The sequence below is a fragment of the Accumulibacter sp. genome, assembly GCF_032229525.1.
In the GTDB taxonomy this organism is placed as follows: Bacteria; Pseudomonadota; Gammaproteobacteria; order Burkholderiales; family Rhodocyclaceae; genus Accumulibacter.
In genome coordinates this window covers 1-10,973 of sequence record NZ_JAVTWB010000118.1, presented here as the reverse complement: position 1 = coordinate 10,973, position 10,973 = coordinate 1, and the positions used below count along the sequence as shown (strand labels likewise).

At 61.8% G+C, this 10,973-nt stretch carries 10 protein-coding genes; all 10 read left to right on the top strand.

Annotated features, from left to right (window positions below):
• On the top strand, positions 1-929 hold a 929-nt coding region (locus RUW20_RS07915), incomplete at its 5' end, for an acyl-CoA dehydrogenase family protein (protein ID WP_313951660.1).
• Positions 930-940: 11 nt separating this feature from the next.
• Positions 941-2,197: a CaiB/BaiF CoA-transferase family protein gene (locus RUW20_RS07910; protein ID WP_313951659.1), complete on the top strand. Its 1,257-nt coding sequence runs from the start codon at positions 941-943 to the stop codon at positions 2,195-2,197.
• A gap of 393 nt (positions 2,198-2,590) precedes the next feature.
• Positions 2,591-4,111, top strand: coding sequence for an ATP-binding protein (locus tag RUW20_RS07905; protein ID WP_313951658.1), 1,521 nt, complete (start codon positions 2,591-2,593; stop codon positions 4,109-4,111).
• Positions 4,111-4,488 carry a response regulator gene (locus tag RUW20_RS07900; protein WP_313951657.1) on the top strand — a complete coding sequence of 126 codons (378 nt, stop codon included), beginning with the start codon at positions 4,111-4,113 and terminating at the stop codon, positions 4,486-4,488. Before RUW20_RS07905 ends, RUW20_RS07900 begins: the two co-directional genes overlap by 1 nt.
• A 25-nt stretch (positions 4,489-4,513) precedes the next feature.
• Positions 4,514-4,807, top strand: a complete 294-nt coding sequence (locus tag RUW20_RS07895; protein ID WP_313951656.1) for a circadian clock KaiB family protein — start codon at positions 4,514-4,516, stop codon at positions 4,805-4,807.
• 48 nt (positions 4,808-4,855) lie between these two features.
• Positions 4,856-6,079, top strand: coding sequence for a PAS domain S-box protein (locus RUW20_RS07890; protein ID WP_313951655.1), 1,224 nt, complete (start codon positions 4,856-4,858; stop codon positions 6,077-6,079).
• On the top strand, positions 6,076-6,378 hold the full coding sequence (locus tag RUW20_RS07885; protein ID WP_313951654.1) for a circadian clock KaiB family protein: 303 nt from the start codon (positions 6,076-6,078) through the stop codon (positions 6,376-6,378). The genes RUW20_RS07890 and RUW20_RS07885 overlap by 4 nt, the downstream gene beginning before the upstream one ends.
• A 3-nt stretch (positions 6,379-6,381) precedes the next feature.
• Complete coding sequence (gene kaiC, locus RUW20_RS07880; RefSeq protein ID WP_313951653.1) at positions 6,382-7,905, top strand: circadian clock protein KaiC; 1,524 nt, start codon at positions 6,382-6,384, stop codon at positions 7,903-7,905.
• 21 nt (positions 7,906-7,926) lie between these two features.
• Positions 7,927-9,189: a diguanylate cyclase domain-containing protein gene (locus RUW20_RS07875; protein WP_313951652.1), complete on the top strand. Its 1,263-nt coding sequence runs from the start codon at positions 7,927-7,929 to the stop codon at positions 9,187-9,189.
• Positions 9,186-10,769, top strand: coding sequence for an ATP-binding protein (locus RUW20_RS07870; RefSeq protein WP_313951651.1), 1,584 nt, complete (start codon positions 9,186-9,188; stop codon positions 10,767-10,769). Before RUW20_RS07875 ends, RUW20_RS07870 begins: the two co-directional genes overlap by 4 nt.
• Positions 10,770-10,973 lie beyond the last annotated feature (204 nt).

The following is a 10,973-nucleotide window of genomic DNA, read 5'->3' as shown; positions in this document are numbered from 1 at the left end:
GGCTGGTGGCGCGTGAAGTCGAGCGCGTCGATTCGGGCTATCGCTCGATGATGAGTGTCCAGTCTTCGCTGGTGATGGTGCCGATCCATGCTTTCGGCACCGAGGCGCAGAAGCGCAAATACCTTCCCCGCCTGGCGAGCGGAGACTTGATCGGCTGCTTCGGCCTGACCGAACCCAACCATGGTTCTGATCCCGGGAGCATGGCCTCGCGGGCGCGCCAGGTCGACGGCGGTTACCGGCTGTCGGGCAGCAAGATGTGGATCACCAATTCACCGATCGCCGACGTCTTCATCGTCTGGGCCAAGGACGATGCCGGTGCGATCCGTGGCTTCATCCTCGACAAGGGAATGACGGGTCTGTCGGCGCCGACCATTCATGGCAAGGTCGGGCTGCGCACCTCGATCACCGGTGAGATCGTGATGGACGAGGTGTTCGTCCCGGAGGAGAACGCTTTCCCGGACATCAGAGGTCTCAAGGGTCCGTTCACCTGTCTCGATTCGGCGCGCTACGGCATCTCCTGGGGTGCGCTTGGCGCCGCCGAGTTCTGCTGGCACACGGCGCGCCAGTACACGCTAGACCGCAAGCAGTTCGGTCGCCCGCTGGCGGCCAATCAGCTGATCCAGAAGAAATTGGCCGACATGCAGACCGAAATCACGCTGGCCTTGCAGGGTTGTCTGCGCCTCGGGCGAATGAAGGACGAAGGCACGGCGACTCCGGACATCACCTCGATGATGAAGCGCAACTCCTGTGGCAAGTCGCTCGACATCGCCCGCACGGCGCGCGACATGCTTGGCGGTAACGGCATCTCGGATGAATTCGGCGTCATCCGTCACATGGTCAATCTGGAAGTGGTCAACACCTACGAAGGGACACACGACGTGCACGCGCTGATCCTGGGCCGGGCACAGACCGGCATCGCGGCCTTCTGAAGTCGCCGGGAATGCTCACGAAAACGGTTCCGGGCGGCAGCGGCGCGCTTTCTCACCTGCGCGTACTCGACCTCTCACGCGTTCTCGCCGGCCCCTGGGCCAGTCAGTTGCTGGCCGACCTCGGCGCCGAGGTGATCAAGGTCGAGCGGCCGGGCTGCGGTGACGACACGCGCGGCTGGGGGCCGCCATGGCTGGCCGATGGCGACGGCCAGGCGACGCGCGAGGCGGCGTATTTCCTGTGCACCAACCGCAACAAGCGCTCGCTGACGGTCGATATCACCCGTCCCGAGGGGCAGGCGATCGTCCGCCAACTGGCGCGCGACGCCGATGTCGTGATCGAGAACTTCAAGGTCGGCGGCCTGGCCGCCTACGGCCTCGATCCGCACAGCCTGCGCGCGCTCAACCCCAAGCTGGTCTATTGCTCGATCACCGGTTTCGGGCAGCAGGGACCCTACGCGGGGCGCGCCGGCTACGACTTCCTGATCCAGGGCATGGGTGGCCTGATGAGTGTCACCGGTACGGCGGACGGTGAGCCCGGCGCCGGGCCGCAGAAAGTCGGCGTCGCCCTGACCGACATTCTCACCGGTCTCTACGCCGGCAACGCCGTTCTCGCTGCGCTGGCGCATCGTGACCGGGAGGGCTTCCGCTGCGGCGACGGCCAGCACATCGACCTCGCCCTGCTCGACGTGCAGATCGCCTGCCTGGCCAATCAGGCGATGAACTATCTGGTTTCCGGGACGGCGCCGAAGCGCATGGGCAACGCTCACCCGAACATCGTCCCCTATCAGGATTTTCCGACGGCCGACGGTAACATGATCCTGGCGATCGGCAACGACGGCCAGTTCGCGCGTTTCTGCGCCGTCGCCGGACGTCCCGAATGGGCCGGCGACGAGCGTTTCGCGAGCAATGCGGCGCGCGTCAGGAACCGCCAGGAATTGATTCCGCTGCTGCGCCAGACCACCGTGCAGCGCAGCACCGCCGAATGGATTGCCGCGCTCGAGCAGGCCGCCGTACCCTGCGGCCCGATCAATGACCTGGCCGGTGTGTTCGCCGACCCGCAGGTGCAGGCACGCGGCATGCGTCTCGATATGCCGCACGCCAACGGCGGCAGCGCGCCGCAGGTGGCCAACCCGATTCATCTGTCGGCGACACCGGTCGAGTATCGCAAGGCGCCGCCGGCGCTGGGGGAAGATACCGCGGCCGTGCTGCGTGAACTGGGTCACAGCGACGCGCAGATTGCGGCGCTTCGGCAGGCGGGTATTGTGTAGGCGTGCGGGAAGTCTGGCGGCCGCTTCGGCTTGACCGACGAGGTCCGCAAGCATCTGTTTCGTCATCAGCGTTCCGGTCGCACCAGAAGGGCATGGCGGGGCGACTGCTGCCGGACTTGGCCCGCCGGTACGCCGATCGCCGGGAAGCGAACGGACTGGCAGTGATGGCACCTGGATCGGGGTATAGTCGGACGAAGCCGACCTTGGGCGCGGCCGGAAAAGTGGCGGGCGGGCGAGCAAGAAAATCAAGTACCTGGGAGTTCCAGACAAGGAGACCGAGCATGAACAGCACGGTGAATGAGGTGCAAGTGCGGCGGATGGTTGTTGTTGGTTCTACCGGCCGAGCTCTTCAACTCACTTGTCCGGTCGCGATTGCTTTTTGAGCCTGGCGCCGTGCTCATCCGAACCCAACTGCGACTCGCGGCCCTGCTTCCGGCGGTGTGTGCCCTGCTTGTCGGTGCGGTCCTGTGGATTTCCTGGAAGCAGGTCGATCAGGCGCGCCAGGGGGCAGAGGTCGCGGAGCAGGCCCGCCTCGAGATTTCCAGTTTTATTATCCTGAATCAGGCGTACATACTCAACCGCAGTAGTCGAGCGGCCGTGCAGTTGCTCGAGCAGTATGCCATTCTGGGTAACTTGCTGGCCGAGGCGCGTTTCAGCGAGCCGGCGAGCGCCAGTCTGCTCGATGCCATCCGCCAAGACGTTGCGGACCAGGGCCGATTGATGAGCTTGTTGCTCGATGGCCAGGCCATCGCAGATGAAGACGCGACGGGTGCCCCGTCGGCCCATGGCGTTCATGTCTTGCGCATCAAGGTGCAAGAACTTGCCGACCTTCAGCGCCAGTCCATCGACCGCATTCAGCGCGCAGCGGTTATCCAGATCGTCAGCGTGCTGGTCGCCCTGTCGGTCCTCAGCATGCTGATGCTGGCTCTATTGTCGCGACGCCTGAATCAGGGTTTCAAGCTCCTGCTCTCGGGACTGGAGCGGGCGGCGATCGGCGATCTCCAATTGGCCTTGCCAATCACCAGTGCCAACGAGTTCGGTAGGCTTTCCCGTACTTTCAACGACATGGCCGAGCGCTTGCATCAGGCGCAAGCCGAGCGAGCGCTGGCAGTGGATGAGTTGAAGGCACTGAATTCGGCGCTGGAGCGAAAGGTGGCCAAGCGCACTTCGAAGTTGGCATTGGCCTACCAGGAACTCGAGCAGTCGCAGGCACAAATGCTGCAAATGGAAAAACTGAGCGCACTGGGAACGCTGGTCGGTGGTGTCGCCCACGAAGTCAACAATCCGCTGATGGGCATCCTCGGCTATCTCGAATACGCTATCGGAAAGCTGGAACCGGGGCGGCCGCGCACCATGCTTGAGCGTGCCGTCGGCGAAGTCGAACGCATTGCGCGCATCGTCAAGAACATGCTGGTGTTCTCGCGAATGCCGCTTTCGGTCGCCGACCAGAATTGCGACCCGGCGCGAGTCATTGCCGATACGCTGGTGCTGATCGAGGGCGAGAGCCGGCAGGCGGAGGTCGTACTCGACGTCCGCCTGCCGGCGCCTGTGCCGCGCCTGCGTTGCGGTCACGATGCGCTCCAGCAGGTGCTGCTCAACCTGTTGTTCAACGCCTGCCACGCCTTCAAGGAATCGCCAGTGCCCCATTGCGTGAGCGTCACGCTTGAGCAGCTCGACAACGCGCGTGCTGCGCTACGTGTCGCCGACAATGGCCCGGGTGTTCCGGAAGCGATCAAGGCCAGGATCTTCGACCCTTTTTTCACCACCAAAGCGACCGGCAGCGGCACCGGGTTGGGGCTGGCGGTTTCTCGTCAGTTGATAGACAATGCGGGCGGAAAATTGACCTTGGCCGACATGGCGGACGGCGGCGCGGTGTTTTCCATTGAACTGGATGTTTTCCCCGAGGAAGCGTGATGACGGCAGCAGTAATTCTGGTGATCGACGATGATCGCGCCGTGCGCGACGCTTTTGAACTCGCGCTGGCGGATGATGGCTACGATATCCAACTGGCAGCCAGTGGGCAGCTCGGTCTGGAGCTTGCGGCTGCTCGGCGTCCCGATCTGGTGTTCCTGGACCTCAAGATGCCTGGCATGGACGGCGTCGAAACGCTGCGTCGCCTGCAGGCCGCGGATGCGACGATACCGGTCTATGTCGCCACCGCTTTTGCCCAGGAGTATATGGAAGGGCTGCGCCAGGCCAAGCAGGCCGGCCTTCGCTTTCAGCTCGCCGCAAAGCCACTGTCGCCCAATCAGATCCGCATGATCGTAAAGTCGATCACCAACAGCAATTGACCCCCGCGAAAGAAGAAGGCAAGCCATGAGAAAGCTGCAACTGACGCTGTACGTCGCCGGGGTCAATGACGAAATCCGGCAACAAGTCGCCACTTTGGGCAGGACGATGGACGCCGAAGTCGGCACGGGCCACTGGGTGCTGGACGTGGTCGACGTCCTCGAAGAACCGGAGAAAGCGCTTCAGGGCGACGTTTTCGCGACCCCCACGCTGGTACGCATCGTGCCCTTGCCGGTACTGAAGCTGCTCGGCGGTATTGCCCAGTCCGAGAAGATTCTTTCGATTATTGCCAGCGATGGAACAAGCGGCGACGGCGGCTGATCGATGATTCGCGCTGCTTTCCCCCAGCGATAAGCTCTTGACCGTCCGATGAGCCTGGGTCCAAGAATTCACGAAGACCTGTCTTTCGACAAGGAGGCGGTTCTAAGCCTGTTCGCGGCAATGCCGGACGGCATCATCGTGCTGGATCCGATGGGAGTCGTTCTCTATGCCAATGACAGCGCTCATCGTATGTTCGGTGGCCGGCGGCTGCTGGGAAAGAATCTTGGCTTGCCGATCATGGTGGGCGAAAGTCATGCCGACGTCGAGGTGATCGATAGTGCGGGACGAACCGGTTGTGCCGAGCTGCGTGCCGCGACATTCAACTGGCTGGGACAAGCTGCCACCGTTGCCAGCCTGCGTGACATCACCGAACGACGTGCCATGGAGGGGCAATTGGCGTTGGCTGGCCAGGTGTTTGAGAGCGCCCGCGAAGGCATCATCGTCACCCGACCGAATGGTGTCATCGTCAGTGTCAATCGCGCCTTTACGACAATCACCGGTTACTCCGCTGAAGAAGCGTTTGGCAATACGCCGCGTCTGTTGAAATCCGGTGAGCACGATCTCGCCTTCTTCGAACGGATGTGGAAGTCGATTACCGAGCAAGGGTTCTGGCACGGCGAAATCGTGAACCGACGCAAGGACGGCTCGCTCTATCCCGAGTTGCTCTCGATCTCGCGAATTCAGGACGCCGATGGCCAGGTGATGCACCTGGTCGGAATCTTCTCCGACCTCACCCAGCACAAGATCGACCAGGAGGCGCTCGAGGAAGCGCGCCTCCACTTGCAGCAATCGGAGAAACTCGTGGAGGAGCTCGAGCGAAGGTATACGGTGGCTAACTCTCCTGTACTATCCGTCGTTGGTGGCCTATATGGTTCAGCGCCACTTTCACACTCTGCCAAGAGCGTTTTTGACGAATTGGTGCAACGATACGGCAAGACACTGGAGCTGGCGGTGGAGAATCTGGCCCTCAAGGCGGACCATCCCGTTTCCGATCAGCTGCGGGCACTCGCCGAGGATCTGGGCTATCTGCAGGCGGGTGCGCGCGACGTTGCCGAATTGCACTCCGAAACCCTGACCAGAAAATCCAAGAATGTTCCGGCGATGAAAGCGAAGGCGATGATCGAAGAAGGGCGCTTCCTGGTCCTTGAACTGATGGGGGACCTGCTGTCTTTCTATCGCAAGAACTACTCCCGCGTCCCCGTCGCGGCCCACAAGGTGCGGGAACCGAATACAAGAGCAGTGCAAAGCCGGCCGAAGAAGGGATCCACATGAACAAATTCAGACTTACCCTCTATGTGACGGGGCATACGTCGCGCTCGGAGAAAGGGATCAGGAACCTGCAGCGGATCTGCGCGGAGGAACTGCAGGGGAAGTACGAAATGACCGTGATCGACGTCCTGGAACAGCCGCAGTTGGCGGAGGATCAAAAGATCCTGGCCACCCCGACCCTGGTAAAAGAGCTACCGCCGCCCTTGCGGCGGGTCATCGGGGACCTCAGTGATACCGAGAAGGTCTTGCTGGGGCTGGACATCGCCGTGGTGGCTGACGGTAACGAAAGAAAGGGGAAATAGCTCATGTCGGCCTCAATGATCACTGCGGTGGAAAAGCTCGAAACCGGCATTCCTGGTTTCGAGCATGTTTCTGTGGGCGGTCTGCCCAAGGGACGAACCTGCCTCCTGTCGGGTACCGCGGGAAGCTCGAAGACGGTGTTTGCCGTCCAGTTCCTTGTCGAGGGGATCCGCCGGGGCGAGGGGGGCGTCTTTGTCACCTTCGAAGAGTCGCCGGAAAATATCATGAGCAATATGCTCAGCTTTGGTTGGGAACTCGAGCAGTTCGTGAGCGATGGCAAATTGGCCTTCGTCGACGCCAGCCCGCAACCGGATCAGGAGCTTGTCGAGGCCGGGAGTTACGATCTGGGCGCCCTGTTGGCGCGCATCGAGTATGCGGTCGGCAAGGTGCAGGCCACACGCGTATCCGTTGACTCTCTGGGCGCGGTATTCAGTCAGTTCTCGGATGTGGCGACGGTTCGTGGTGAGCTCTATCGGATGGCAGTGGCGCTGAAAAAAATGACCGTGACGGCACTCCTGACGGCTGAGCGAACGGAGGAGTACGGCCCGCTGGCCCGCTTTGGCGTCGAGGAGTTCGTCGCCGACAACGTGATCATTCTGCGAAACGTCCTCGACGACGAAAAGCGGCGCAGGACGCTGGAGATCCTGAAGTTCCGGGGTACCGACCACGCCAAGGGCGAGTTCCCGTTCACCGTCATTCCCGGCGAGGGCGTGGTGATCATTCCCCTCTCCGAGACCAAGCTCGAGCAGAAGTCGTCGACCTTGCGCGTGACGTCCGGTAACGACACGCTTGACGAAATGTGCGGCGGCGGCTTCTTCCGCGACTCGATCATCCTCGTCTCGGGGGCGACTGGTTGCGGCAAGACGCTATTGGTGACCGCCTTCGTCAGCGGCGCGCAGAAGCAGGACGATAAATGCCTGTTGTTTGCCTTCGAAGAAAGCCGCGAGCAACTCTTTCGCAATGCTTCTGGCTGGGGCATGGATTTCGAGACCATGGAGCAGGAAGGCAAGCTGAAGGTGGTTTGCGTGTACCCTGAGGTGATGGGGCTCGAGGACCATTTGATCCGGATGAAGAGGGAGATTCGCGCTTTCAAACCGACCCGCGTCGCGGTGGACAGCCTTTCAGCGCTGGAGCGAGTGTCTACCGGCAAGAGCTTCAGAGAGTTCGTCATCGGGATCACCTCGTTCATCAAGCATCAGGAAATCGTCGGGCTGTTCTCGTCCACGACACCGACCTTGCTTGGCGGCGCGTCGATCACCGAGGAGCACATTTCCACGATTACCGACTCGATTCTCCTGCTGCGATACGTGGAGATGTTCGGCGAGATGCGTCGGGGCATTACGGTGCTCAAGATGCGTGGCTCGATGCATGACAAGGGGATCAGGGAGTACGCCATCGATGGACAGGGGATGCACATCGGTGCGCAGTTCCACGGCATTTCCGGGATCCTTTCCGGGCAGCCGATGCAGATCTCGCAACCGGACATCGAACGTATGGGCTCGCTGTTCCGAGAAGAGTTGGGCGAGTAGGTCGACAGGTGGGCGTATGCGATGTCGATTGACGAAACCGGGCCAGCGCGGACGAGACAGCGGTACGGAATTCGTGAGCGCTTCAACGCTATCGTCGAGACCACCAGTGACGGTATTCTGATTCTTGATCTGAAGGGTAAGGTGCTTTACTGCAACCCCAGTGCCTGCGCACTGTTCAACAAACCGGCTGCGGAGCTTCTGGGCGCGGGCCTCGGGGTGCCGGTCGTCGCCGAGAGCCAGGGTACTGAAATCCAGATTCTGCGTTCGATCGGGAACCGGCCCGGCTATGCGCAGGTGCGTGCCCAGAGGACGCTCTGGGGTGGGCGGGATGCCTATCTGGTGGTGCTCACCGATATCGCCGAACACATGCGGCAGGCCGAGGCCGAACTGGAACTGGCGGCCAAGGTCTTTACCTACGCCCGCGAGGGCATCGCGATTACCGATGCCGCTGGCACCATCATCAAGGTCAACGACGCCTTCGGCCGAATTTCGGGCTACAGCCGCGAAGAGGTATTGGGCAAAAACCCGAGCATGTTCGCCTCGGGCCGACAAGCAGCCGCCTTCTATCGCGGCATGTGGCTCGGGCTGACGACCCTGGGCTATTGGTCAGGTGAAATCTGGAATCGGCGCAAAAACGGCGACTTCTATGCCGCGTTGTTGACCATCAGCGGCGTGCGCGATGCCGATTGCAAAACGCAGAACTACGTCGGTTTCTTTTCCGATATCACGATGATGAAAGAACAACAGCATCAGCTCGAACAGGCCGCGCACTACGATGGCCTGACCCACTTGCCCAACCGGGTCCTGTTGGCTGACCGCATGCGGCTGGCCTGCGCCCAGAGCCAGCGGCGCAATCGTTCGCTGGCGGTGGCCTTTCTCGACCTTGACGGATTCAAGGCGGTGAATGACTTGCACGGCCATGACGTTGGCGACCAGTTGCTGATCGCCCTCGCGCAGCGTCTGAAGGAGGTGTTGCGCGAGGGCGATACGCTGGCGCGTCTTGGCGGCGACGAGTTTGTCGCCGTATTGATCGATCTGGAGCGCCCGGCGGATTGCGAGCCCGTGCTGGCGCGCATGTTGCAGGTTGCCGCCGAACCCGTGCGGATTGGCGATGCCGTCCTTGAAGTGTCCGCCAGCATTGGCGCGACGCTTTATCCGCAAGACGCGGCCGATGCCGATACCTTGTTGCGCGATGCCGACCAGGCAATGTACCAAGCCAAGCGGGCTGGCAGAAACCGCTACTACTTTTTCAGCTTAAGCGACGACGCAGGGACCGATCGATGACTACGAATTTGCCAGCACTTCAACAAGCCCCGTCGCACGACGAAAACACTGTCCTTGGTTTGCTGGAGGCGATTCCGGACGGCGTCATGGTGCTGGACGTATCGGGTAGCGTGCTCTACGCCAACCGTGGCGCCTATCACATGTTCGGTGGCCGCGAACTGGTCGGCAGGGATCTTGGCCTGCCGATCACGCTGGATGGCCGGCATGCCGAAATCGAGTACATCGATCGTGCGGGCTGTATCGGTCGGGCCGAGCTGCGGGCCTCGAGATTTAATTGGCTCGGGCAGCCGGCAACCGCCGTCAGCCTGCGCGACACCACGGTCCGCTACGCGCTGCAGGAGCAGCTGGCGCTGGCCGATCAGGTGTTCGAAAGCGCGCAGGAAGGCATCATCGTCACTTTGCCCGATGGCGTCATCGTCCGCGTCAATCGCGCTTTTGCCGCGATTACCGGCTATTCGGCAGAGGAAGCGCGCGGCCTGACGCCGCGTCTGCTTAGCTCTGGCGAGCATGGACGCACCTTCTTTGAGCGGATGTGGACGTCGGTTTTCGAAGAGGGCGCCTGGCAGGGGGAAGTCATCAACCGGCGCAAGGATGGCTCACTCTACCCGCAGTCGCTCTCGATCACGCAGATCCACGACGCCGACGGCGTTCTCACGCACCTGGTGGGCGTGTTCACCGACCTGACTCAAGACAAGATCGCCCAGGGCAAGCTCGCGGAGGCGCACAGCCAGCTGTCACAATCGGAGAGGGTGGCGGCGATCGGACAACTCGAGAAGATGGCGGCGATCGGCCAACTGGCCGCCGGTGTGGTACACGAGGTGAACAATCCGGTCGGTTTCGTGCTCTCCAATCTCGGCGTATTGGGCGAGTATGCCGACGATCTGTTGCGGCTGGTGGATGCCTACGAACAAGACGGATCGCACAGCAGTGAGTGCGCGAGTCGGGTCCGCAAGATCAAGGAGGAGATCGGTTACACGGAGCTGTGCGTGGACCTTAAGCGCTTGGTCGACCAGTCACGCGAGGGTCTGGAGCGCGTACGCCGCATCGTACTCGACCTGAAGGATTTCTCGCGGCCAGGCGAGCCCAGCTGGCAGTGGAGTGACCTGCATCAGTGTCTCGAAAGCACGCTGAACATTGCCTGGAACGAAATCAAGTACAAGGCGAATGTGGAGAAGCGATACGGCGAGCTGCCGCTGGTGAACTGTGCCCCTTCACAGATCAATCAGGTATTCATGAACCTGCTAATCAATGCGGCGCAGGCGATCGAAGAGTATGGCCGGATCACCATCAGCACCGGCTGCGACGCGGAGACCGTCTGGGTCGAAGTCAGCGACAATGGCAAGGGCATTGCCCCGGAGAATCTGGCCCGGGTCTTCGAGCCGTTCTTTACCACCAAACCGGTTGGTCAGGGCACCGGGCTTGGCCTGTCACTCTCGCACAGCATTGTTCAGCGTCACCACGGACGTATCGAAGTGCGTGCGCAGGACGGGGACGGCTGCTGCTTCCGCGTCACTCTGCCGATCGGTGGCACGGCTGGCGATGCGACCGTCGACCAGACCAACATGGGGAGTTTGCCCTGACCCGAGGCTTGGTGTCGCTCACGCGTCGGTCGCAGGATCGGCTTGGGTGAAGGCTGTTGTGGGCCACAAAGCCGGTTCCGCTTCAGCTCTCGGTGGATGATTGCGCAGACGGCTGCGTGGTACGAAAACGGGTGACGTCGATTTCGAGCTTGGCGAGCTTGTCGTAGAGCGTCTTGCGCGGGATGCCGAGTGCCGCCGCGGCGC

What these genes read in the sequence shown, in the direction of transcription:
- RUW20_RS07885 (WP_313951654.1), top strand. Translation starts at nt 6,076, where the DNA reads ATGAACAAATTCAGACTTACCCTCTATGTGACGGGGCATACGTCGCGC.
- RUW20_RS07870 (WP_313951651.1), top strand. Translation starts at nt 9,186, where the DNA reads ATGACTACGAATTTGCCAGCACTTCAACAAGCCCCGTCGCACGACGAA.
- RUW20_RS07875 (WP_313951652.1), top strand. Translation starts at nt 7,927, where the DNA reads ATGTCGATTGACGAAACCGGGCCAGCGCGGACGAGACAGCGGTACGGA.
- RUW20_RS07895 (WP_313951656.1), top strand. Translation starts at nt 4,514, where the DNA reads ATGAGAAAGCTGCAACTGACGCTGTACGTCGCCGGGGTCAATGACGAA.
- kaiC (WP_313951653.1), top strand. Translation starts at nt 6,382, where the DNA reads ATGTCGGCCTCAATGATCACTGCGGTGGAAAAGCTCGAAACCGGCATT.
- RUW20_RS07900 (WP_313951657.1), top strand. Translation starts at nt 4,111, where the DNA reads ATGACGGCAGCAGTAATTCTGGTGATCGACGATGATCGCGCCGTGCGC.
- RUW20_RS07910 (WP_313951659.1), top strand. Translation starts at nt 941, where the DNA reads ATGCTCACGAAAACGGTTCCGGGCGGCAGCGGCGCGCTTTCTCACCTG.
- RUW20_RS07890 (WP_313951655.1), top strand. Translation starts at nt 4,856, where the DNA reads ATGAGCCTGGGTCCAAGAATTCACGAAGACCTGTCTTTCGACAAGGAG.